A 23,576-nucleotide genomic window follows, 5' to 3' on the forward strand; every position below is an offset into this window, starting at 1 on the left:
ATTCATCTCCTTGCAAATTCAAGAATCAAACGTTCCTGCACTTCACTCAACGTTACTTTTTCATCGACTTTCTGCCTTGTAAAATTCCAGATGCTATCAATCTGGTCTATCGATTCATCAATGGCAGCATTTGAACCTCTTTGATAAGCACCAATGTTAATTAAATCCTCTGATTCCTTGTACACAGCCATCAGTCTCTTCATATTATTAACGGCTTCCAGCTGCTCTTCAGGAGCAATATCCTTCATAACCCGGCTAATGCTTGCAAGTACATCAATGGCAGGGAAATGACCTTTGTTTGCGATGGACCGATTCAGTACAATATGACCATCCAATATACCTCTTACCGCATCTGCAATCGGTTCGTTCATATCATCCCCGTCGACAAGGACGGTGTAAAAAGCAGTAATCGAACCTGTGGGTCCAGTCCCCGCTCGCTCAAGCAACTTGGGTAAACTCGCAAAAACAGAAGGAGTGTATCCTCTCATTGCAGGAGGTTCTCCCACGGCAAGTCCCACTTCCCTCTGTGCCATGGCATAACGTGTAACGGAGTCCATCATCAACATGACATTCATGCCTCTGTCTCTGAAATACTCCGCAATCGTAGTTGCGATGACCGCGCCCTTGATTCGAATCAGAGCAGGTTGATCAGAGGTAGCGACAATAACGACAGATCGTTCCAGTCCTTCCGGACCCAGATCCCGTTCAATAAAGTCACGAACCTCACGGCCTCGCTCGCCTATCAAAGCAATTACATTGACGTCTGCTGCTGTATTGCGGGCGATCATGCCCATAAGCGTACTTTTACCAACACCCGATCCGGCAAATATGCCGACCCTCTGTCCTTTGCCAACCGTCAACAGACCGTCAATGGCTCTCACACCTACACTCATCGTTTCGAGTACCCGTGGTCGGTCCATCGGATTCACTGGCGTATTGGATGTGGAGTACATCGGCATTCTGGAGGGTAACAAGGAACCGTCCAAAGGTTGTCCCAATCCATCTAACACTTTACCAAGCAATTCTGATCCAACCTGAACCCCAAGTGGTTTACCCGTTCCGACCACATCACACCCAGGACCAATGGATTGAAGTTCACCAAGTGGCATGAGCAAAACTTTGTTATCCCGAAACCCGACAACCTCTGCCTGAAGTGGCTTGGCAGATTTTCCAGGGTAGATGTAACATACATCACCAATGCTGGCATCCGGACCTTCCGACTCAACCATAAGACCAATGACCTGAGTGACCTTACCGTTAATGCGAACGGGATCAAATTGCTTAAGATGTTCCATGTATCGCTGTGAGCTAAGAATCTTCATGTTGATTTTTTCGCCCCTCATCCTCAAGTGCTATGCGGATCAGATCTTTTTTAATTTCAGCGAGCTGGGTATCAATTCTGGCATCTACGCTTCCAAACGACGACCGTATAACACAACCCTTATCTTTTACCGTAGCATCAGGCAAAATCTGCAATTCTGCCTGAGAGTCAATTGCCATAGCCAACTCTTCACGTGCAGCCTGCACAAAAGTAAATTGATCAGGTGCCACACATAAGGTGATCATCCCCTGTTCACGTTTGCGAGACAAACTCTGACGAATTAGTTCAAGCGTGTGTTCTGGTTCAACCGAAAGTTGTTTGTCAATCACCTTCTCAGCGATACCACAGGCGAGATCCACAAGGAAAGGCTCTGCTTCCTGAATAATCTGATCTTTGGCAATGTAAGCTTCTTCAAGCACCCCGCGTGCTTCCTTCATCATCTCTTCGATCTTCACCTGGAGATCCAGTTCAGCCTGTACTTTGCCTTCTTCAAAACCCTGCTGGAAACCTTGTGAACGAAGCGCTTCAGTCAGATGTTCATCCTGCTGACGCTGCTCCTGCCACCAGCTATCTATCTGTTCACGGGCTTCTTGAAGCAATCGCTCCGCTTCCTCCGAAGCATCACGTACCTGCTTTTCTGCAAACTCCTTGGCATCCTCCAGCATCTCCGCGGTAAGACGTTGTGTTTCTTCGTCCACGCGTGCCTGAAGCATCTCAGCTTCAGAACCTTCAGCACGTTCACCATCTAACTCCGCATCAGACTCCAGTCCACCATAATGATGATGATTTTCGAGTCGTTTGCGGTCATCAACCGGTACATACTGGAAAGATTTAATCAAATTAGACAATGATATCATCTCCTCCACCGCGAGCGATAATGATCTCACCAGCTTCTTCCAATCTACGGATCGTTCCTACGATACGGGTCTGAGCTTCCTCAACATCACGCAACCGAACGGGTCCCATGAATTCCATTTCTTCCTTGAATGTCTCGGACATCCTTTTCGACATATTTCGGAATATAGCATCCCGTACTTCTTCGCTTGCCACTTTGAGTGCCAACTGCAAATCTGCGTTGTCGATATCCCGGATAATACGCTGGATCGAACGATCGTCCACATTGACGATATCTTCGAATACAAACATGCGTTTTTTGATTTCTTCTGCAAGTTCCGGATCTTGAATTTCCAACGAGTCGAGAATAGTACGTTCCGTACCACGGTCGACGCCGTTCAAAATCTGAACGATGGATTCGATACCACCCGCATTTGTATAATCCTGCGTAACAGTAGAAGATAATTTCTGTTCGAGCACCCGTTCCACTTGAGAAATGACTTCTGGAGACGTACTGTCCATAACAGCAACTCTGCGTGCTACATCGGCTTGCTTCTCTTGTGGTAACGAGGACAAGATTGCTGCTGCCTGCTCAAATTGCAGATACGATAATACCAGAGCAATCGTTTGCGGGCTTTCGTTCTGAATGAAGTTCAATATTTGATTCGGATCCGCCTTACGCGCAAAGTCAAAGGGTCTAACTTGCAGCGTAGCCGTTAAACGGTTAATAACTTCAAGTGCTTTTTGCGACCCGAGTGCTTTCTCCAGAATTTCTCTCGCGTACGTAATACCGCCCTGAGAGATATATTCCTGTGCCAGACAGATCTGGTGAAACTCAGACATAATCATATCTTTTTCAGAAGCATCCACTTTGCGAACATTGGCAATTTCCAACGTCAGTTGTTCGATTTCCTCGTCCCGCAAATGTTTGAAGATTTGCGCGGATACTTCCGGACCTAATGTAATCAACAAAATTGCTGCTTTTTGTCTTCCAGTCAGACCTTGACTGCTTGCCTTCGCCAATGCGTTCACCTCTATTCGTCAGCCAGCCACGTACGCAGCAGATTGACGAATTCGTCTGGCTTTTTCTTGGCCAAACTCTCCAATTGTTTGCGCACTTGACTTTCGTTCGTTACACTGTCCAACGTAATGGACGGAAACTCTGTTGCTACTGGAAGAGGAATGTCCTCTTCTTCTATTTCGTTTTGTCTGCGACGACGGCGCACTAACAAAATAACAACCGTTGCAATCAATGCTGCCACCAGTGCTCCTATGCCCCACATCATTCCGGTGGAAAGCTTGAAGCCTGTATTTGTTGCCGCAGCAGTCTGGAAACCTTGAGACATTACCGAAACTTTTTTGGCCAAGTCTGCGTCACTTATTACAGTGCCTGAGTCCGCCAATGATGCACGAACAATGTTAACCAAAATATTTTCAATTGCATCCTGAACCGGAGCTTGTAATTCTGTTTGTCCTGCCGGTGGTTCAACCGCAACGTTAATGGTTAAATCTTTTACAGTATATGGACTAGAAACGATATCTTTAACAATTCGGTTGACATCGTAGTTTTTGGTGCTGGATGTTTCTTCCGAGGTTGAGTTGCCTGATGCATCCGATGATGGATAACCCGGAACTTCCTCTTGACCTGTGCCAGCAACACCGCCTGTCGGATTGCTTGCCCCAGTGTAACTCTTTTGAATCTCTTGCACACTAATCTCGATGCCTTTCATATTATCTACATCGACCGGTTCAACCAGGTTTTCTTTCCGTGTTTCCTTGTCAAAATTAAGCTTGGAAGCAACCAGAACATTGACGTTCTCGTCACCCACAATCTGCGAAAGAAATTGTTTCACATTATTGCGAACATCATTTTCGAATTTCTTCTGTAACGCCATGTTTTCTTGGACTTCAGAAGATAATCCCCCGCTACCACCTCGGGCCGTAGGAATCAGTTCCGCTTCATCCGTGTTCGTAATCGTTATGTTTTCTATAGGTAGATTGGGAATGGCTGTTTTGACCAAATTAAAATATCCATCTACCGCAGCCTGATTGGGGTGATAACCCGGTTTAAACTGCAGGGCCACTGATGCTGATGCTTTATCCTGCTCTTCTAGGCCAGCAAAGATATTATCTTTTGGCATATTGACCAGTACTTTAGCATCCTGTATGCCTTGCATCCGTTGAAGCAACTGCTCCACTTCTCCGTTCAATGCGTTGTTATACTTCACATCGAACTCTTTATCCGTCATCCCGATTGGAGATGATGACTCCTCAAATGACTTATATCCTAATGAACCATTCTGAATAATTCCTTGTGATCCGATATTCACTTTTGCAATAGCAACATCCGTGCTCGGTACAGATATGGTCTTACCGTCTGCACTTAATTTGTATGGAATACTGGAGGAATCAAGATAACTAATGACGCCTGCAGAGTCACTTGCATTCAAATCCGTGAAAGCAACTTCATATTCCGTCTTTGACAATTGCATGGTTAGTACAACTGCAGCCAAAATTAAAAACAGGAATGTGGAAATAAATAATACTTTTTGCTTTTTGCTAAAACTATTCCAATACTGGGATGCTTTATCCCTGTATTGGGCAATTCTCTCATTCACTCTGTCACCCCATCCGAAACTTTGCTTGGTCTGTCCCTCCGCAATCTCTATAGGTTCTAAAGTTTAACGGTCAGGAGCAGCATCGCAGCTGCTTGTTGTAGTAATCAGCGCTGTTGTCGAAGCGCATTTAAGCCAATTTACAATTGCGTACGCATAATCTCCTGATATGCTTCGACTACTTTGTTTCGGACTTGAGTCGTAAGTTGAAGACTCAGCAGGGCCTGTTCAGAAGCGATCATCACCTGATCAACGTTCACTTTTCCAACCAGGAATTGGTTTGACATTTCATGTGCTTGGGTCTCCTGTGCAGCTACAGACCCTAGCGCATCCTGTAGGTATGTACCGAAGCTCTGAATGGTTTCGGCTGGCGTAGATGGTTTACTTTGTGCCGTACTTTGCATCTGAAGCGGTTGAATCCCCTGTGTGCTAAACATGTTGTTCTGAATCATTAATGTCCCTCCCTTTCATTTCTGTTCTTAGGTTTTATGGAATTTTTCCACCTTTAAGCCGTTAACTAGGCTCTTCCAATCTCCAGTGCTTTGGATATCATTGCTTTGGTTGAGTTCAAAGCTGTGACGTTTGCTTCATATGAGCGTGAAGCCGAGATCATGTCCACCATTTCTTTCGCGATATCCACGTTAGGCATGTACACATACCCCTCAGCGTTGGCATCCGGATGTGTAGGGTCGTAGACCGGTTTCAGAGGTGACTGATCTTCACGAATCTCCGATACTCTAACTCCCTCTCCAGACCCACTGCTTTTCATCTGATTTTGAAGCAAGCTGTTGAAAGAAGTTTTGTTGGGTTCAAGCACAACCATCTTGCGCTTGTAAGGAACTGCCTCGCCGTTGGTTACACTCGCGCGCGTCGTCTCCGCGTTGGCAATGTTGGAAGATATAACGTCCATTCGCAAACGCTGAGCCGTTAGAGCCGATGCACTAATACTGAAACTGTTACTGATGTTCACCTAAGTTATCTCCCTTCGACTCCAACACGCATCATTTTGATCTGTTCATTCACTTGCTGAATATAAGCGTTGTAACGCAGCTGGTTCTCCGCCAGAAGACTCATTTCTTTGTCTACATCGACGTTGTTCTGGTTGTTATTCATGGATGTTGACTGGTCCATATTAACTACTGGTGTAGGTATGGAAGAGGAAGGACCTATGACAAAATGCCTTGAATCCGTTACTTTTCCTTTAAGAACAGGCATGTCTCCATTCATTTGTTCCTGCAGCATTTCTTCAAAAGCAACGTCCGAACGCTTGAAATACGGGGTGTCCGCATTCGCAATATTGTCAGCAATTGTTCGTTGTCTAATGTTGGAGGCATCGAGTGCACCTTGTAACCTTTGAAAACTAATATCATTCAAAAGATTCATAATCGCCCTCCTCTCTTTAGAAATTATGGAAATAGATTCAATCTTTTTCCGTCAGGATGCTTATGTTTTTTCGACAAAAAACATTCGCTTTTACACGGTTTTCTAGGACTTAAGTAGAATTAACTCTGATGTTGTCGTATAACATAAGTTTCTTCGAGATTGGGATATATTACAATAAGAAAAAAGCCCTATCTTTTCTGAAAGACAGAGCTTTTTGTGTATTTTCTGCAAATTATGAATTTTTTCGTAAATGTTGGGGCCCAAAACAAAAATAAGCTTAAGTGCTCGATATGAGCTCTTAAACATTCTTAAAATTTATACTATGCTTCTATACGATTCAGTACATCATAATAATACAAACAAGGAATCCATCGTAAAGCTTCAAACGATTTCCTATTAGAAAAATTTACCGATATAATAAGCTTTTTTATAATTTCCCTTAGAAACTTTTCTATTCTATGAAATTGCTAATTGACAAAATAACCGTTTCGAATTATTTGTTTCAGCTTAATATCTAAAACACTTTTTTAACATTTAAACAGAGCAAGCTTATTTAAATTTCACAAGAATATTATGTCACATCCGCAATACCATCTCATTCACTTTTTGCGCATTTATGCAAATATTTCTCAAGCTTCTGATTAAACCGATAACCAGACTTGGAAAAACAAAATCCTTTTATTGGAATTTATAGAATTATCAAATATGTGTTGTCAGCACGTCTTTAGGGTTTAATTACATTATCTCTGCGGCACAAGTCCTAGATTATCTTTCATCTTATACAACTCCATCTTTTTTATCGGTTGCGATACGGCATTATATTAGGATAAAACAAAAATAAACGGCATACATCTGGATCGAATAAAGTCTTCTACAGTCAGAACCAGGACCAAATATCCTATTTCCGTGCAGTTGTTCGATCTTTATTCATCCATTGTATACCGTCATCCAACCTACAATCACACCATGAACAGAGCTCTACACCTGTGTTACAAGATATATTGACTTAAATCACGATCAAGTGCAATGTCATTCAATTTCTCACGTACATATTCCGGAGTGATTACCATACGCTCCAGCGTAAGTTCTGGCGCTTCAAAAGACAGATCCTCAAGAAGTTTCTCCAGAATAGTATGCAAACGCCGTGCACCGATATTTTCCGTATTCTGATTCACGTTCTCAGCCAGCTTGGCAATTTCACGAATGGCATCATCCGAGAATTCAATCTCAATATTCTCTGTACGCAGCAAATCCACATACTGCTTGGTTAACGCATTTTTAGGTTCCGTAAGGATTGATACAAATTCATCAAGCGTCAGGCTGTTCAGTTCCACCCGGATCGGGAAACGCCCCTGGAGCTCTGGAATAAGATCCGAGGGTTTGGCTACGTGAAAAGCACCAGCTGCCATAAACAGGATATAATCCGTTTTGACAGGGCCATACTTCGTCATTACCGTAGATCCTTCCACGATTGGCAGAATGTCACGCTGTACACCTTCACGGGATACATCGGGGCCGCTGCCGCGTCCCTGACTGGCAACTTTATCAATTTCGTCAATGAATATGATACCTGTCTGTTCCGCCCTGCGAATGGACTCCTGAGTAACATCATCCATATCAATCAACTTGCCCGCTTCTTCCTGAATCAATACTTTACGAGCTTCCTTAATCGCCAGTTTACGTTTTTTGGTACGACGTGGCAATAAACTACCAAACATCTCCTGCATGTTCATCCCCATCTGATCATTTCCTTGACCAGCGAACATGTCCATCATGTTTGGCGTGGTATCTTCCACATCAATCTCGATAACGTCATCTTCCAGCTTGCCAGATAACAAATCAAATTTGATTTTACGTCGCCGTTCAGCTACTCCCGTATCCGGTTCCTGCTCATCGGTTTCTGGCGTGTTGTTGCCATTATTGCCAAAAATCATTTCGAACGGATTCCGCTGATTTTTGGATTTGGATTGTGAAGGGGCCAAAATATGTACGATCCGCTCATTGGCAGCCTCTTCCGCTTTGTCCTTAACCTTTTCTGTGCGTTCCAGCTTGACCATCCGCAGCGATGTTTCAATCAGATCACGAATCATAGATTCCACATCACGGCCAACATAGCCCACTTCTGTGAACTTCGTAGCTTCCACCTTTACGAATGGAGCTCCTACCAACTTAGCCAGTCGGCGTGCAATCTCTGTTTTACCAACACCAGTAGGTCCAATCATCAGAATATTTTTAGGTACAATATCATCTTGGGTATTTTCGGGCAAAAGGCTACGGCGATAACGATTGCGAAGGGCGACCGCTACCGATTTTTTAGCCTGTTTTTGACCTACAATGTACTTATCAAGCTCTGCAACGATTTGTCTTGGCGTTAACGCTTGAGTATCCATATAGCTTCCCTCCTACCAGTATGTGAACCTTGTTTATGAGATAGAACGTTATAAACTTACCTACAAGAACAAAGAATCTCCACGAAGTAACTGGAGCCGATTTAATCATCATGCCCCATCACGGGAGATTGCTTTTCTTACAACTCTTCAACAATTATATTATTGTTGGTATATACGCATAACTCTGAAGCAATCTGGAGTGATTCACGAGCAATGTCTTTTGCTTCCAGATCCACTGCATGACGTTTTAACGCACGCGCAGCAGATAACGCGAAGTTTCCTCCCGAGCCAATAGCGATAACATCATCATCCGGCTCGATTATTTCGCCACCACCAGAAATCAGCAGCATACCTGTCTTATCCATAACAATAAGGAGTGCTTCCAGTTTGCGCAAAATCCGATCCTGGCGCCAATCCTTGGCAAGTTCTACCGCTGCACGCTGCAGATTACCATGATGTTCCTCCAGCTTGCCTTCGAATTTCTCAAACAAGGTAATGGCATCCGCCACGGAACCGGCAAAACCGGCGACAACCTGTCCACGATACAAACGTCTAACCTTTTTGGCTGTATTTTTCATCACAACACTTTGCCCCATGGTCACCTGACCATCACCGGCAATGGCTGCTTTGCCATTATGACGAACTGCACAGATCGTTGTAGCATGAAATGACATATCCATGATATCAGCCTCCTCCCACGATTAATTTACACGCGTTCCGGAACGGTTAGACCTTCTGCTGCTGCAAAACGGGCAATGCCGTCCAGTGCACGCTGCGCAAGTGCTTCATTCTTTTCCTTTTTGTTGCGTATTTTAGTTTCCAGCTTCGGCAGCAATCCAAAGTTTGCGTTCATTGGCTGGAAGTGTTTGAAATCAGCTGTTGTAATATATTGTGCCATACTGCCCAGCGTGGTCTCCACCGGCAATACCACCAGTTCCTGTCCAAGCGCTGCTTTGGCTGCATTCATACCCGCGATCAAACCGGATGCCGCAGATTCTACGTAACCTTCTACTCCCGTCATTTGACCTGCAAAGAACAGGTTCGGACGCTCTTTGAACTGATACGTTGGACGAAGCAGTTTGGGAGAATTGATAAATGTATTACGATGCATAACGCCATAACGGACGAATTCCGCATTTTCAAGTCCAGGGATCAAAGAAAAGACACGCTTTTGTTCTCCCCACTTCAGATGCGTCTGGAATCCGACCAGATTGTACAGCGTTCCTGCTGCATTGTCCTGTCTAAGCTGAACAACAGCATGAGGCAGTTCTCCAGTATGCGGATTGACGAGTCCTACAGGTTTCATCGGACCAAACAAAGCCGTTTGTTTACCACGTTTCATCATGACTTCAATTGGCATACAGCCTTCGAAGTAAATTTCTTTCTCAAACTCTTTCAGTTGAGCAACTTCCGCTGTGATTAACGCTTCATAGAATACATCGAATTCCTCTTCTGTCATCGGACAGTTCAAGTACGCTGCTTCGCCTTTGTCGTAACGTGAAGCCAGATAAACTTTATTCATATCAATGGAATCTTTTTCGATAATTGGCGCAGCCGCATCATAGAAGTAGAAGTATTCTTCACCCATAAGAGCCTTGATTTGCTCTGACAATGCTGGTGAAGTCAAAGGCCCCGTTGCAACAACAACGATTCCGTCTTCCGGCAAAGAAGTCAGCTCTTCATTAACTACTTCGATGAGTGGATGCTGATGAAGTGTAGATGTGATCTCGCCTGAGAATCCGTCCCGGTCCACAGCAAGTGCTCCACCTGCTGGAACAGCATGACGGTCTGCTGCACCCAATACCAGAGAATTAAGCATTCTCATTTCTTCCTTCAATACACCAACTGCGTTAGTCAACCCATTCGCACGAAGCGAGTTGCTGCATACCAGTTCTGCAAATTTATCTGTATGGTGAGCCGGTGTTTTCACAACCGGTCTCATCTCGTATAGTTTTACGCGTACACCGCGACTTGCGATCTGCCAAGCTGCTTCTGTTCCTGCCAACCCGGCACCGATAACGATTACTTGTTGTTCATTCGTCAAAATCATTTACCCCCATTAAGCTAATCCGCTCAATCTTCTTCCGGTTCCTCTACCGGCTCTTGATGATCACATGAAGTACACTGTAATCGTGTTCCCTGTTTGTTCCGTTTCTCAATCATTAGTGATCCACAACTTGGACATGGTTTCGCTGACGGTCTATCCCATGATACAAAATCACATTCAGGATATTTGTCGCAACCATAAAAAATACGTCCCTTTTTACTGCGGCGTTCAACAACATGCCCTTCCTTACACTTCGGACAGGTTACACCGATATCCTTGATGATCGGTTTGGTATTCCGGCAATCCGGAAATCCGGAACATGCGAGAAACTTGCCGAAACGACCCAGCTTATAAACGAGCGGTTTGCCGCACTTCTCACATATTTCATCCGATACTTCATCTTCAATCTCGATTTCTTTCATTTCTTCTTCTGCAAATTCAAGCCGTTTCTCAAAAGATTCGTAGAATTCTGCGAGTACTTTGACCCAATCCTCCGACCCTTCTTCCACATGGTCAAGATCACCTTCCATGTTGGCGGTAAACTCCACATTCAGGATCTCCGGGAAGAACTCCTCCATCTGTTCGATGACCAGTTCGCCCAGTTCCGTTGGCATGAATTTCTTCTCTTCAATAGCAACATATCCACGCTTCTGAATGGTCTCCAGCGTTGGCGCATATGTACTCGGACGCCCTATGCCCAGCTCCTCAAGTGTTTTAACCAACCTTGCTTCCGTATAACGTGGTGGCGGCTGTGTAAAGTGCTGTTTCGGCTCGATCTCCCGATTCTCCAGCACATCTCCATTTTTCAGCGGAGGCAGCAGACGATCTTCTTCCGTTGTACCGTCATCGTTACCTTCTACATACACCTTCATGAATCCCTGGAAACGAACCTTCGAACCCGCTGCCCGGAAAATCGTATCTCCTGCAGCAATGTCCACGGAGAGTGTATCCAGAACGGCAGATGACATCTGGCTCGCTATAAAACGTTCCCAAACCAGTTTGTACAACCGGAATTGATCACGACTCATAAACGATTTAATGGAATCCGGATCACGCAAAATCGACGTTGGACGAATCGCTTCATGCGCGTCTTGAGCATTGGCTGCTTTTTTGGAATAGTTTCTAGGCGTCTCTGGTGCAAATGGCTCACCATACTTGCCAATAATGTATTCCTTGGCTTCTTCCTGAGCCGATGCTGCAATTCGGGTAGAGTCCGTACGCATATACGTAATGAGACCGACTGTGCCTTCTTTTCCGAGGTCTACGCCTTCATACAGCTGTTGGGCGACAGACATCGTTTTGGAAGCTCTGAAATTCAATTTACGTGCGGCTTCCTGCTGCAAGGAACTCGTTGTAAACGGAGCAGAAGGGTTACGGCTGCGTTCCTTCTCTTTAACTTCTTTGACTGTAAAAGAAGCGCCCTTGATCTGTTTTAAAATGGCCTGTACTTCTGCCTCACTGCCAAGTTCGGTTTTGGTACCGTTCAACTGATGGAACTTGGCTTCAAACGGATTTCCGTCCGCAGTCAGTTTGGCAGTAATGCTCCAGTACTCTTCCGGTTCAAAATCATTGATTTCATTTTCACGATCCAAAATGATTTTGACGGCCACGGACTGAACGCGACCAGCGGACAATCCTTTTTTGACTTTCTTCCATAATAACGGACTAATTTTATATCCTACAAGCCGATCCAGAATACGTCTGGCCTGCTGCGCGTTAACCAGATCCATATTGATCTTACGCGGCGTTTTGAACGCATCTTTGACAGCCTGTTTCGTAATTTCATTAAATACTACTCGGCAATCCGCAGTTTCATCCAGTTCAAGTGCATGGGCCAAATGCCAAGCAATAGCCTCACCTTCGCGATCCGGGTCAGCTGCGAGATACACTTTTTTCACTTTCTTTCGTGCATCCTTCAGTTCTTTCAAAATTGAACCTTTACCGCGGATCGTAATATATTTCGGATTAAAATCATTCTCTACCTCAACGCCGATCTGACTCTTTGGCAAATCGCGTACATGCCCCATCGAAGCTTTGACGATGAACTTGCTGCCTAAATATTTGCCGATCGTCTTCGCCTTTGAGGGCGACTCCACGATTACGAGTGCATCCGCCATAGGTTCATCCTCCTCTCAGTCATGAAACTGCTGCTTGTTTTTATGATTCATAATTCATTAGCAGCAGGACTAACTTCCGCTAATAATCTATTTTCACATGCTGCCTTGATCGCAGCATCGTCATACCCTCGCGTATTTGGTTCCAGGTAATTGGCTAATCTGCTTTTTTATGATTAAAGATAACAGAACTGAATGCAAATGTCCAAAATCCCAGTTGAGCTGTTCCACAAGTTGATCCAGTGATTGCTCTTCCTGCTCTAGCAGATAAATAACACGTTGTTCATCTGAAGATAGTTTTACGACAGGGAATATTCCTTGATTGGAAGTTTCACTGCTTTCCGCCGAACGTCCTCTATTGTAAGGAAGTTGCTCCGCTTTTGGCAAGTCCAATCGAAACTCTTCCAATAAATCTGTGGCACAGGTCACCAATTTTGCCCCCTGACGAATCAGATTGTGCGAGCCTCGGCTTTTGGGAGATGTAATGGGACCTGGGACTGCAAACACGTCTCTTCCCGCTTCGAGTGCAGCATCAGCTGTAATGAGTGATCCACTTCGGATATCAGCCTCAACGACTAGCGTACCGAGAGTTAACCCTGCAATGATCCGATTACGTTCCGGGAATAATCCCTGACGCGCACGTGTACCCGGAGGATATTCTGATAAAAGCAGCCCTGTTTCGGCAATTCGTTCGGCAAGACTTGTATTTTCCGGTGGATAGATGTTATCAATGCCTGTCCCAAATACCGCAATAGTTTTGCCGTTTGCACGAAGAGTTGCATCGTGGCACACACTATCTATTCCTCTAGCAAGCCCGCTTACAATGGTCAGCCCTGCCTTGCATAGTTGCTCTGCCAGTTTTTCACCAATTTTACGTCCGTATACAGTAGGCATGCGTGTTCCTACCATTGCAATGGATTGAGCGTGCAACAGATTCATATCTCCTCGACCGTACATTACCCAGGGTGGCTGAACGGTTTCCTTCATTAATATGGGGTAGTCTTGATCCAGATAGGTAACGATCTCAATTCCCTGTTTATAAACACCCTCTTGTCTCTGCTCAATCCAGTCGATATTGAATTGCTTGGTTAGACGCACAGCCTGATCCTTGCGTAAACCCGCGGCAATCCAATCTCCTTCTTTATAATCTAGAAAATCCGTCAATTGATGTTGTCCTGATAGCAGTTTCGAGATTGTTTTCTTACCAATACCATCCGTTTCATGCAGTCCAACCAAAATCCATCTCTCTTCCATAATCAGAAACCTCCCATAGCGGGAAGAAAATCTTCCCTCATATTGTGTGTTAAGTGACAACGGATTGCAAGCGTTTACTCTTACAGGCAGACAACAGCTCCCTTTTATACCCCGTAAAAAAACGCAAAAAAGCAACCCTTCGCCCTGTTCAGGACAAAAGGTTGCTTACCTTTTCCGCATTATCAATAGTCGGCTCACCAGAAAAATAATTTCCCTGCACCGTTTCTTCTATTATAACGAAAAAGAATTAATGTGTCGTGCACAAATCCAGAATTCCGCGTTCTTCAAGTACGCTCACAAGAGTCGAGCCCATTTCAGCTGGCGTCGGAGCAACTTTGATTCCGCAAGATTCCAGTTTCGCAATTTTTTCTTTGGCTGTACCTTTACCGCCAGAGATAATAGCACCCGCATGACCCATACGTTTGCCTGGAGGCGCCGTAACACCACCGATGAAGCCGACTACCGGTTTGGTCATGTTATCGCGTACCCACTCCGCAGCATCTTCTTCAGCCGTACCACCGATTTCACCAATCATGATAACAGCACGTGTCTGCGGATCTTCATTGAACCGTTTCAGGATATCAATGAACTCGGAGCCTTTAACCGGGTCACCACCGATTCCCACAGCAGAAGATTGTCCAATTCCACGCGCAGACAATTGATGAACGGCTTCATAGGTGAGTGTTCCACTACGGGAAACCACGCCAACGTGACCAGGCATATGAATATAACCTGGCATGATGCCGATTTTGCATTCACCTGGTGTAATAACGCCCGGACAGTTTGGTCCGATCAGAACGGTATCTTTTCCTTCCATGAAACGGTCAACCTTGACCATATCAAGTACCGGAATACCTTCTGTAATACAGATCACGAGATCCAGCTCTGCGTCAACAGCTTCCATGATGGAATCCGCTGCAAATGCCGGAGGAACGTAGATGACGCTCGCTGTTGCGCCAGTAGCTTCCTTCGCTTCCTGTACTGTATTAAACACCGGCAGACTGACTACTTTGCCATCTTCCAGCGTGATATCAACATTGGTTCCGCCTTTACCCGGTGTAACGCCACCTACCATCTGGGTTCCGTAGTCCAATGCGCCCTTCGTGTGGAACATTCCCGTTGAACCCGTAATGCCTTGCGTAATGACTTTTGTATTTTTATCAATCAAAATACTCACGTTGCTTCACATCCTTACGGTTATTTTTCAAGTGCCGGACAGCTCCGGAACTAAGGCAGCAATTTGCCCAGGAATGAACTTATTTTACGAGGGCAACAATTTTCTGTGCACCATCGGCCATGGAATCAGCAGGAACGATATTCAGGCCGGATTCACCCAAAATACGTTTACCAAGCTCCACGTTAGTTCCTTCAAGACGAACAACCAGCGGTTTAGTCAGGCCAAGCTGCTTCGCGGCTTCAACAACACCATTGGCAATGACATCACAACGCATAATTCCGCCAAAAATGTTAACGAAGATACCCGCCACTTTGGCGTCAGACAAAATGATTTTGAAAGCTTCGGTCACTTTCTCTGTTGTAGCACCGCCCCCAACATCGAGGAAGTTAGCCGGGTCGCCGCCATAGTATTTGATGATATCCATCGTCGCCATCGCAAGTCCCGCACCATTGACCATACAGCCGATGTTGCCATCAAGTGCTATGTAGCTCAGGTCGTATTTGGAAGCTTCGATTTCTTTTTCGTCTTCTTCATCCAGATCACGCAATTCCAGAATGTCTTTGTGACGGAACAAGGCGTTGGAATCAAAATTCAATTTTGCATCCAGCGCGATAACGTTTCCATCTCCGGTAACAACGAGTGGATTGATCTCGGCAATGGAGCAATCTTTTTCGACAAATGCTTTGTACAATGCAAGCATAAACTTAACTGCTTTGTTCACCAACTCATTCGGAATACGAATGCTGTACGCCAGTTTACGTGCTTGGAACACTTGCAATCCAATTGCAGGGTCAATAATTTCTTTGAAAATTTTCTCAGGTGTAGCTTCAGCTACTTCTTCGATCTCTGTACCGCCTTCTTCGGAAGCCATCATTACGACGCGGCCTGTGGCACGGTCCACAACAACACCCACATAATACTCTTTGCGGATATCGCATCCTTCTTCAATCAGAAGACGCTTCACTTCTTTACCTTCAGGTCCAGTCTGGTGTGTTACCAATACTTTCCCCAAAATTTCGGATGCGTAAGCACGAACTTCGTCGATACTTTTCGCTACTTTCACACCGCCGGCTTTCCCCCGGCCACCTGCATGAATTTGCGCTTTGACTACAGTCACTGGACTGCCCAGTGCCTCTGCGGCCGCAACCGCTTCATCGACTGTATAAGCAACCTTTCCGTTTGGAACGGTGACTCCATACTGTTTCAGTACTTCTTTTCCTTGATATTCATGGATATTCATTCTCGAATCCTCCTATCAACATGACTGCAACAAGGCGGGTTGGTAGACTAACAAAAGACAAATGTTGACTATTTTCACTTAAACCCAATTCATTGTAACATGTTTTTAAAACGCTTTCCTTAAAAAAGTAATGGTTAATAGACAGTATTTTGATATGGGTATGATCCCATATTGTGAATGCTTGGATATTAATGGAAAAAACCTTAGCTAATAAGCCAAGGTTTTTTAATAGTATTACTAATGATGCATTTTATTTTCTGGCTACTTTGGTATTGGTCTGATGGACTTTCTCCAGAAGGCCTTTGAACTGTCCCAGTAGAGATTCAAACTCTGAACTGTTCAGACATGCATCTTCCTGAATCGCTTCAGGTATAGACAAGGCTTTATGGCGAAGTTCCCGCCCAGCGTCTGTAAGGGTAATCAATACTTTTCGTTCGTCCTGAGCTGAACGTTCGCGATGAATAAGTCCTGCTGATTGCAAACGTTTCAGAAGAGGCGTCAAAGTCCCTGAATCGAGGTAAAGTGCCTCTCCGATTTCCTTAACCGTACATTCTTCACGTTCCCACAATACCATCAAGACCAAGTATTGAGAATAAGTTACACCAAGCACCTCAAGGTAGGGCTGGTACATCTTCGTAATTTCACGTGAACAAGCGTATATGGCAAAGCATAATTGGTTATCCAGCTTCAAACTTTCATTCTGCATATAACTGTCTCACCTACCTATTGTGCATTCTATATACCTTAATAATAGAGGCTTACAACTGTTATATCCGCTATAATTCGGCGAATTATAAGGAGCCCTTCATCTATCTTATCATAAATTAGAAAAAAAACAGAATAATTGAGCACAAATGATTTCACTTTTCAATTTAATAGTGTTAAATTGAATTGTATAAAATATAATTTGGAGCATATACGATCGAAATCATATGATAACGTAACAAAAAACTATTGATATGTTAATATAGCTCAACCAGCATCTACATCCTTTTTCACTAAAGCGCGACATTGATTCAGAACTGAACATTCTATACTTCTGCTAGAAACTTCATGCGGAAACTGTAAACAATTCAGGAGTCAGGGATAGATATACAGCAGCTATGACAATGACGGGTTGACGCCCTGATTTCTTTTATATAAAATGCTTGTTAGAAGCTGAGGAAGCACCTTAATTCGTAGACTGGCCTGTATTATGCGCGCCAAGGACGAAGTGAGGTGTTTCTTTTATTATGTACGGAAAACTGCATAGTGCCTGTTTATATGGAATTGACGGCGTTTTAATTGAAGTGGAAACAGATTTGTCGAATGGGCTACCCCAGACGTCTATTATCGGATTGCCGGATTCGGCTATTCGTGAAGCGGTTGAACGTGTTCGTGCCGCTATAAAAAACTGTGGTTACCAGTATCCGTTGCAGCGGATAACGATTAATCTGGCCCCCGCTGATCTGCGCAAGGAAGGATCTTCTTTTGATCTTGCCATTGCTATTGGTTTACTTACGACAAGTGGTCAGCTAGTACTTCCTGCACAGGAACGGACATTGGTGGTGGGTGAGTTGGCATTGGACGGTTCAGTGAGATCTGTGCCTGGCATTTTGTCCATGGTAGATTTGGCAAAACGGCTAGGCTTTACCTCCGTTCTTCTGCCCGCCGATAATCTGGAAGAGGCCTCGCTAATTCGGGGTATCCAGATATATGGTATTCGTCACTTGCAAGATATCGTACCTGAACAGGAAACAAATTCAAAGAACAAGGAAGGACTGCTGCAGAATACCGGGCCTGTTGTTTTAAAAGATTACGCCCATCTGTCTGCTCTGCATCCCAATGTCGGTGATATGGAGCGCCATGAGCGTCCAATGCGATCTCCATCGTTGGACGATGATTATAGTGATGTTCTGGGACAACATCACGTAAAGCGTGCACTCATGATTGCCGCCGCAGGCATGCACAATATTTTGCTCGTCGGACCACCAGGAACAGGGAAAACGATGTTAATTAAACGACTGCCTACGATTCTCCCACCATTGTCCGAAGACGAAGCGCTGGAAGTAACCAAAGTGCTAAGTGCCGCAGGCAAGCTTAAAGATACCTCGAATGGTCTCATCGCAGATAGACCCTTTCGCTCTCCACACCATACGATCTCCACTTCAGGTCTAATTGGAGGCGGCGGCATCCCCAAACCGGGTGAAGTAAGTCTTGCCCACCGGGGTATATTGTTTCTGGATGAGCTGCCTGAGTTTCAGCGGCAAGTCCTAGAAGTGTTAAGACAACCATTGGAGGATCGTAAAGTCACCATTAGTCGGGCGAGAGCCGCGTTCACATTTCCAGCACAATTTATGCTCGCCTGCTCTATGAATCCCTGTCCTTGCGGATATCTCTCTGCCCAATCGGAGGATCAAAGATGTATATGCAGTCCTGCACGCGTGGCTGCGTACCGTGCCAAAATTTCGGGACCACTACTAGATCGCATCGACCTTCAGGTCGAAGTTCCTCCTCCTGGGGAGTGGCGCAAGGCTGGCGCGTCTCCTTCATCTGCGGAAATGCAGGCCAAAGTCATTCATGCTCATCATATTCAGGCCGCACGATATGCGAATAGTTCTGTTCGCTGGAACAGCCAGCTATCAGGAACCCTTCTGCGTCGAACGATCCGTCTGCCTGAAGAAGCAGACCAACTGCTCCAGCAAACACTGCAAGCACTGAACCTGAGCATGCGTGCACATGATCGAATTATTAAGATGGCCCAGACGATCGCAGACTTGGACCATGAAGGCGTCATTTTGACAGCTCATGTGGCTGAGGCGATACAGTATCGGCAGTTGGATTTGAATTTATTTTGAGCGAGGGTCATTCAGGCAATAAATGAAGCTTTAAGGAAAAATATATTGCCCTCATTATCTTGCATCATGATACGTTCAAGCCAGAGATCTATAGATTTCAAACTTAAGGTTATATAAATTAACAAGTCAAATACCCCTGCATATATTTCCTCTGTATGAGAGGCATACGTGCAGGGGTTTTTCATAAAGCATCTTCTTTTGAATAAATAGCGAACAAGATATCAATTATTCAAATATAGTCAGCTTGTCTTTTGCTGGTGTACGTTCTTTGGCAGAAGGAATAACCTCTGGATACCCCATGTAAACCATGCCGATAATTTTTTCCCCAGCCTGAATCCCAAGTGTCTTACGGAATTTGGGTCCATAGAGGAAAGGCTTGGTTACCCAGAACGTACCAATGTCTTCACTCCATGCCGCGAGTAGGAAGTTTTGCACCAATGCACTTACTGCTGCAAAATCTTCATCCCAGATATTCTGGCGCGGATCTTCTTCCATAACGACAAGCATGACGGCAGGGACCTGTTTGATATTGGCAGAGAACTTGTTATCCTCTCCCATCTCTGCATCAATCGCTTCTGCCAGCTTATTCAGTCCATTTCCGCTAAACAATAAAAACCGCCACGGCTCACGCAATTTATGATTGGGTGCCCATACGGCTGTGTCCAACAAATCAATAATCTGCTGTGTGGGAACAGCTTCTTTTTTAAACTTTTTGACGGTACGACGATTTTGAATAGCTTCTCTTACGGCGTTACCCGTTTGGGTAGATTTACTCATGACCATGCCTCCCAGGTTATAAAAAATTATCCGTGACCGCAGTTCGAGCCTGCGATGCGAATCAACTCATTTATGAAAAATCAAACAGTGCAACAAAACTAGATTACAATCCTGATTATACACTGATCGGTTCATTGGATTCAAAGGAATGTGGATAACATTATCTCGTTCTAGTTATTTCGGATGCAAAAAGGCGACTTTGACTTTTCCCCCGCAGAGGGATTCTTAGAGTCAACGTCGCCTTTCTTCATTATAGATAACTTTTAATCAATACGGGTATGATCCTGCTCCTTCAAATTTCCCATTCACAAAATCCATTTTGTTTATTTTTTCCTGGTTGCCGGCGACATCTGTACTGAAATACTCCACTGTTTTGACATCAGGAGCATAGATTTTTATTGGTCCGGTAAACGTGATCCATTCCCCACCGTTGATTCTGTACTGGGTCATTTTCAAGCCAGATCCGTCAACTTCGTCCGTTGCCTTTAACTTAAAATTAAATCCATTAATATATTGTTTTCCGTTGGATACCTCTGTTAAAGGAACTAAAGCATTTTTGGTTACAGGCGGGGTTTTGTCCACATTACTCTTGAGAATAAAATCAAAAGTATTGTTAGGTCCTTTGACCAAAGTTACCCTAATCGTTTGCTTGATATAACCATCCGCCTCAACAGAGATTGTGCTTGATTCCGGACGCAGTCGATTTATGGAATACTTGCCTTGTTTGTCTGTTTTCGTCTTGAAATTATCAAGAGATACGGTTGCCCCTGCAACCGGCCTCCCCTGTTCATCTTGCACCAATCCACTAACGTCCGCCGCATCTTGCAGTACTATGTTCAATGTCATTGTACTCCCAGTACCTACAGACAAATATCTTGTGTAAAACACATAGCCTTTTGCATCAACCTGTATCGTAATTTCATTGTAGGCATAATTATCTATTCCTGAAATCGCATAGTTGCCCTCCCTGTCTGTCTTTACAGATTGGCTGACTGTTGTTGCTTTAATGACAGCACCTACAACAGGTTTTCCTGATTGATCAGTAACTTTGCCTACAATGGTGGCTGGCTCGAAGATTACTAAATTCACTACTTCTGTCCCCCCCGGATTCAAGATAATATAACTAAAATTCTTTCCTGAATCCAAGTATCCCTTGGCTAGCGCTTTAATGGAAAAATATGTGCTTTCACTTATCGCTGTTTCAAACCGAAAATCTCCCCTAGAATCGGTTTTCACTATTTGTTTTTGTGCCCCACCCGTTTCCTGCGTAATATGTACGTTCACATCTTTTACTGGAAAACCATCGTTATCAGTAATTTTCCCAATAATATACGCAGTTTGAGCGGGACGATTCCCCATTTCCCTAACAGAAGCGTCTTTGGAAGCTGCATATGTCGTTTCAGAATGCAGCAGACCAAGCACCCCAGAAAATAATAAAAACACACTTAAACGAACCATCCATTTCCATTGACTACTCATGACAATCGTTCACCTCATCCAAATATAGTAGTAAATATGATTGACAATATGAAATTCTTATATCTATCTAACTGACTAGCATTTCGAGCTTCCAAAATTCTCCGCCCCATACATATTGCCAAATCCCCTCGCCACCGTTCATGGTTTCACTAATATCTAGCACTTCCATTCGTGGGGTCTCCCACACCTGTTTCTCTTTCTTTCCGGCAGCAGATTTAATTTCTTTCATAGTTCACACCTCTTTATTATATTTTCTTTTCTCATTTTATTATAAATGATACATTTTGTATCTATTTATTTTAAGTACTCCAATCTTTTTAGTCGTTTAGCAACAACTTAGAAAACACAGCGAACCGAGTGCTTTATAACAGATAACTCAGTAGAGTAGACTGAATTAAAAATACATCGTTTGAAATCTTATGTAGCAAATTATTAAGTAGATGTAGTCCATTAACGACCGGAAATTGGAATAATAACAATGGGGATAGGTCCGATTACTTATACATTGATACGAATTGTATCAACATTGTGATATATACAGTAGTTATGTTCTTAATTTCTTTTAACCGTTTCCTGCTCAAAATAAAAACAACCCACAAGAGAATCACTTTTTCAAGTGTCTTTCTTGTGGGTTAACACATCAAAATAATCGTGCATATAGCAGCAACTCAAAATGCATTAATAATATGTTCAACCGAGACGGTTTCGCCTGTTTTATCCAGTATGACAGCGATCACATCGAAACGGATTTGATGATTTGTCTCTCCCGTCATTTGCAAATATACAGATGCAGTTGCACGTACCTGCTGCATTTTACGAATATCTACGGACTCCTGGGGTGTTCCATACAGTCCAGTTCCACTTCTACTGCGGACTTCAATAAAAATAATCATGCCTTCATGAGAAGCAACGATATCAATCTCTCCGCTTCGGCAGCGCCAATTGCGCTTCAAAATGCGATAATCATGCTCACGAAGCCAGTCGCAAGCAGCTTCTTCACCCAATCGCCCTTTTTGCTGACGTGTCAGTTTTGAAGCTGGACCCTGTTCTGATCTGTGCTCTACCATGATTCCTCTTCCTCTCGTCCAGAAGCCAGACGGTCAGCACGATAAATGTAGGTCAACACTTCGGCCACCAGTTGATACAGTTCCGACGGGATCTGTTCATCCAAATCCAGTTTGGAAAGCACTTCGACAAGTGCAGCATCCTCCTGAACAGGCACACCATTTTCCTTGGCTTTATCCAGAATGGCTTCTGCCACTTTGCCACGGCCTTTGGCTACGACCACTGGTGCTTCGCTCTCACCAGGTACATATTTTAAAGCAACGGCCTTTTTGGACATCAGGTCCGGTTGCGAATCCTCTTTCATACCCGCATGTCCACCCCTTTGTATCGTTCAGGACTGTAGTCCGAGGCATTCATTTTCCGTTCGGCACCCGGTTCCTGGCCAACAGGCCAGGGTTCCGCCTTGAAAGTCAGCAACTGATAACCCAGCTTGTCCAGCGCCTTATGGATCTCATCGCGTCCACTTTCAAGGAGCGATCCCATTCCTTCGCCGTTATTAAGTACACGCAAACTGACGATATTATTAACAACATGCACATCCACCAGCGTTGGACCAAGACTTTTCATGTCTAGATCAAACCAAAGGCGGCAGTTGGATGCATCCAATTCACCGCGTTGCCCACGGCGTGATTGAATCTGAACGGAAGCCGTCTCTTCTCCGTCAGGACCGGTAATGGGGATAAACCAGTGCATCTGGGCAAAGGTAGCACTGCGATCTGTTGTTAGCAATAACTGCTGACCTGTTAGAAATTGCACAGCCTGTCCGGCGGCATCTTTGAGCGTCGCAGGTGCACCCTCGCTGCTGGCAAGCTGCAGCAGCAAGCCCTTTAGCGTGTCCGCGGTTCCCGGACTCGCCACATCCCCCACGCGCGCCTGCGCAGCCGCGCCGTGCACTGCCTGCTGTTCGTGCTCCGCACCGAGCAGCTTCAACACGCGCCCCACCCACGGGTCCCCCTCGTGGGTGACGGGCGCCGCCGCAGCTCCCGCAGGTGCTGCGGCACTACCGCCAGCCGGCAGCGCATCCGCGCCGGCTGGCAAAGGCT

Annotated in this window: 22 protein-coding genes; 1 reads left to right on the top strand and 21 read right to left on the bottom strand. The window is 44.7% G+C overall.

From position 1 onward, the window contains the following. Positions 1–2: 2 nt before the first annotated feature. From fliI to A6049_RS20430, 15 genes are all read right to left on the bottom strand, one after another. Complete coding sequence (gene fliI, locus A6049_RS20360) at positions 3–1,322, bottom strand: flagellar protein export ATPase FliI (protein WP_063566410.1); 1,320 nt, start codon at positions 1,320–1,322, stop codon at positions 3–5. Continuing rightward, entirely contained in the window at positions 1,309–2,169 is an 861-nt protein-coding gene (locus A6049_RS20365) for a FliH/SctL family protein (RefSeq protein WP_063566411.1), read from the bottom strand. The genes fliI and A6049_RS20365 overlap by 14 nt, the downstream gene beginning before the upstream one ends. Then, a complete protein-coding gene (gene fliG, locus A6049_RS20370) occupies positions 2,162–3,178 on the bottom strand; it encodes a flagellar motor switch protein FliG (RefSeq protein ID WP_063566412.1) in 1,017 nt (338 codons plus the stop codon). The genes A6049_RS20365 and fliG overlap by 8 nt, the downstream gene beginning before the upstream one ends. Positions 3,179–3,189: 11 nt before the next feature. Then, entirely contained in the window at positions 3,190–4,773 is a 1,584-nt protein-coding gene (gene fliF / locus A6049_RS20375; RefSeq protein WP_063566413.1) for a flagellar basal-body MS-ring/collar protein FliF, read from the bottom strand. Between the two features lie 137 nt (positions 4,774–4,910). Continuing rightward, positions 4,911–5,222 (bottom strand): flagellar hook-basal body complex protein FliE, encoded by a 312-nt coding sequence (fliE, locus tag A6049_RS20380; protein WP_024630209.1) that lies wholly within the window; start codon positions 5,220–5,222, stop codon positions 4,911–4,913. 65 nt (positions 5,223–5,287) lie between these two features. Then, a complete protein-coding gene (flgC, locus tag A6049_RS20385) occupies positions 5,288–5,740 on the bottom strand; it encodes a flagellar basal body rod protein FlgC (protein WP_063566414.1) in 453 nt (150 codons plus the stop codon). A gap of 5 nt (positions 5,741–5,745) precedes the next feature. After that, on the bottom strand, positions 5,746–6,153 hold the full coding sequence (gene flgB, locus A6049_RS20390; RefSeq protein WP_053783790.1) for a flagellar basal body rod protein FlgB: 408 nt from the start codon (positions 6,151–6,153) through the stop codon (positions 5,746–5,748). A gap of 989 nt (positions 6,154–7,142) precedes the next feature. Beyond that, the gene (hslU, locus tag A6049_RS20395) at positions 7,143–8,543 is read right to left on the bottom strand and encodes an ATP-dependent protease ATPase subunit HslU (protein ID WP_063566415.1); all 1,401 of its coding nucleotides are present in this window, start codon (positions 8,541–8,543) and stop codon (positions 7,143–7,145) included. Positions 8,544–8,680: 137 nt separating this feature from the next. Beyond that, on the bottom strand, positions 8,681–9,223 hold the full coding sequence (hslV, locus tag A6049_RS20400; RefSeq protein WP_024630205.1) for an ATP-dependent protease subunit HslV: 543 nt from the start codon (positions 9,221–9,223) through the stop codon (positions 8,681–8,683). A gap of 26 nt (positions 9,224–9,249) precedes the next feature. Further along, positions 9,250–10,593, bottom strand: coding sequence for an FADH(2)-oxidizing methylenetetrahydrofolate--tRNA-(uracil(54)-C(5))-methyltransferase TrmFO (gene trmFO, locus A6049_RS20405; RefSeq protein WP_481853175.1), 1,344 nt, complete (start codon positions 10,591–10,593; stop codon positions 9,250–9,252). Between the two features lie 23 nt (positions 10,594–10,616). Further along, positions 10,617–12,707: a type I DNA topoisomerase gene (gene topA / locus A6049_RS20410; protein WP_063566417.1), complete on the bottom strand. Its 2,091-nt coding sequence runs from the start codon at positions 12,705–12,707 to the stop codon at positions 10,617–10,619. Between the two features lie 120 nt (positions 12,708–12,827). Then, positions 12,828–13,958, bottom strand: coding sequence for a DNA-processing protein DprA (gene dprA / locus A6049_RS20415; RefSeq protein ID WP_063566418.1), 1,131 nt, complete (start codon positions 13,956–13,958; stop codon positions 12,828–12,830). A 247-nt stretch (positions 13,959–14,205) separates the two neighbouring features. Next, a complete protein-coding gene (gene sucD, locus A6049_RS20420; RefSeq protein ID WP_063566419.1) occupies positions 14,206–15,135 on the bottom strand; it encodes a succinate--CoA ligase subunit alpha in 930 nt (309 codons plus the stop codon). 79 nt (positions 15,136–15,214) lie between these two features. Continuing rightward, positions 15,215–16,375 carry an ADP-forming succinate--CoA ligase subunit beta gene (gene sucC / locus A6049_RS20425; RefSeq protein ID WP_053783785.1) on the bottom strand — a complete coding sequence of 387 codons (1,161 nt, stop codon included), beginning with the start codon at positions 16,373–16,375 and terminating at the stop codon, positions 15,215–15,217. 250 nt (positions 16,376–16,625) lie between these two features. Continuing rightward, positions 16,626–17,081 carry a MarR family winged helix-turn-helix transcriptional regulator gene (locus tag A6049_RS20430; protein WP_063566420.1) on the bottom strand — a complete coding sequence of 152 codons (456 nt, stop codon included), beginning with the start codon at positions 17,079–17,081 and terminating at the stop codon, positions 16,626–16,628. A gap of 526 nt (positions 17,082–17,607) precedes the next feature. On the opposite strand from A6049_RS20430, the gene A6049_RS20435 reads away from it, so the two are divergent. Next, on the top strand, positions 17,608–19,212 hold the full coding sequence (locus A6049_RS20435) for a YifB family Mg chelatase-like AAA ATPase (protein ID WP_063566421.1): 1,605 nt from the start codon (positions 17,608–17,610) through the stop codon (positions 19,210–19,212). A 225-nt stretch (positions 19,213–19,437) separates the two neighbouring features. On the opposite strand, the gene A6049_RS20440 is transcribed toward A6049_RS20435, so the two are convergent. The 6 genes from A6049_RS20440 to A6049_RS20460 all read right to left on the bottom strand — a co-directional run bounded on the left by A6049_RS20440 (position 19,438) and on the right by A6049_RS20460 (position 23,475). Further along, on the bottom strand, positions 19,438–19,989 hold the full coding sequence (locus tag A6049_RS20440) for a nitroreductase family protein (RefSeq protein ID WP_063566422.1): 552 nt from the start codon (positions 19,987–19,989) through the stop codon (positions 19,438–19,440). A gap of 267 nt (positions 19,990–20,256) precedes the next feature. Next, on the bottom strand, positions 20,257–21,468 hold the full coding sequence (locus A6049_RS20445; protein ID WP_063566423.1) for a carboxypeptidase-like regulatory domain-containing protein: 1,212 nt from the start codon (positions 21,466–21,468) through the stop codon (positions 20,257–20,259). 67 nt (positions 21,469–21,535) lie between these two features. Next, a complete protein-coding gene (locus A6049_RS32980) occupies positions 21,536–21,697 on the bottom strand; it encodes a paeninodin family lasso peptide (protein WP_139295598.1) in 162 nt (53 codons plus the stop codon). Positions 21,698–22,136: 439 nt separating this feature from the next. Continuing rightward, positions 22,137–22,535, bottom strand: coding sequence for a YraN family protein (locus A6049_RS20450; RefSeq protein WP_063566424.1), 399 nt, complete (start codon positions 22,533–22,535; stop codon positions 22,137–22,139). Continuing rightward, positions 22,529–22,837 (bottom strand): EscU/YscU/HrcU family type III secretion system export apparatus switch protein, encoded by a 309-nt coding sequence (locus A6049_RS20455; protein WP_063566425.1) that lies wholly within the window; start codon positions 22,835–22,837, stop codon positions 22,529–22,531. The genes A6049_RS20450 and A6049_RS20455 overlap by 7 nt, the downstream gene beginning before the upstream one ends. Continuing rightward, the gene (locus A6049_RS20460; protein WP_145921944.1) at positions 22,834–23,475 is read right to left on the bottom strand and encodes a hypothetical protein; all 642 of its coding nucleotides are present in this window, start codon (positions 23,473–23,475) and stop codon (positions 22,834–22,836) included. The genes A6049_RS20455 and A6049_RS20460 overlap by 4 nt, the downstream gene beginning before the upstream one ends. Between the last annotated feature and the right edge of the window lie 101 nt (positions 23,476–23,576).

It is taken from the genome of Paenibacillus sp. O199, assembly GCF_001636635.1.
GTDB lineage: Bacteria > Bacillota > Bacilli > Paenibacillales > Paenibacillaceae > Paenibacillus > Paenibacillus marchantiae.

Bases quoted from the DNA above. Each gene is read 5' to 3' on its own strand.
- fliI (WP_063566410.1), bottom strand. From the start codon at position 1,322: ATGAAGATTCTTAGCTCACAGCGATACATGGAACATCTTAAGCAATTT.
- fliE (WP_024630209.1), bottom strand. From the start codon at position 5,222: ATGATTCAGAACAACATGTTTAGCACACAGGGGATTCAACCGCTTCAG.
- flgB (WP_053783790.1), bottom strand. From the start codon at position 6,153: ATGAATCTTTTGAATGATATTAGTTTTCAAAGGTTACAAGGTGCACTC.
- hslU (WP_063566415.1), bottom strand. From the start codon at position 8,543: ATGGATACTCAAGCGTTAACGCCAAGACAAATCGTTGCAGAGCTTGAT.
- hslV (WP_024630205.1), bottom strand. From the start codon at position 9,223: ATGGATATGTCATTTCATGCTACAACGATCTGTGCAGTTCGTCATAAT.
- trmFO (WP_481853175.1), bottom strand. From the start codon at position 10,593: ATGATTTTGACGAATGAACAACAAGTAATCGTTATCGGTGCCGGGTTG.
- topA (WP_063566417.1), bottom strand. From the start codon at position 12,707: ATGGCGGATGCACTCGTAATCGTGGAGTCGCCCTCAAAGGCGAAGACG.
- dprA (WP_063566418.1), bottom strand. From the start codon at position 13,958: ATGGAAGAGAGATGGATTTTGGTTGGACTGCATGAAACGGATGGTATT.
- sucC (WP_053783785.1), bottom strand. From the start codon at position 16,375: ATGAATATCCATGAATATCAAGGAAAAGAAGTACTGAAACAGTATGGA.
- A6049_RS20430 (WP_063566420.1), bottom strand. From the start codon at position 17,081: ATGCAGAATGAAAGTTTGAAGCTGGATAACCAATTATGCTTTGCCATA.
- A6049_RS20435 (WP_063566421.1), top strand. From the start codon at position 17,608: ATGTACGGAAAACTGCATAGTGCCTGTTTATATGGAATTGACGGCGTT.
- A6049_RS20440 (WP_063566422.1), bottom strand. From the start codon at position 19,989: ATGAGTAAATCTACCCAAACGGGTAACGCCGTAAGAGAAGCTATTCAA.
- A6049_RS20445 (WP_063566423.1), bottom strand. From the start codon at position 21,468: ATGAGTAGTCAATGGAAATGGATGGTTCGTTTAAGTGTGTTTTTATTA.
- A6049_RS32980 (WP_139295598.1), bottom strand. From the start codon at position 21,697: ATGAAAGAAATTAAATCTGCTGCCGGAAAGAAAGAGAAACAGGTGTGG.
- A6049_RS20450 (WP_063566424.1), bottom strand. From the start codon at position 22,535: ATGGTAGAGCACAGATCAGAACAGGGTCCAGCTTCAAAACTGACACGT.
- A6049_RS20455 (WP_063566425.1), bottom strand. From the start codon at position 22,837: ATGAAAGAGGATTCGCAACCGGACCTGATGTCCAAAAAGGCCGTTGCT.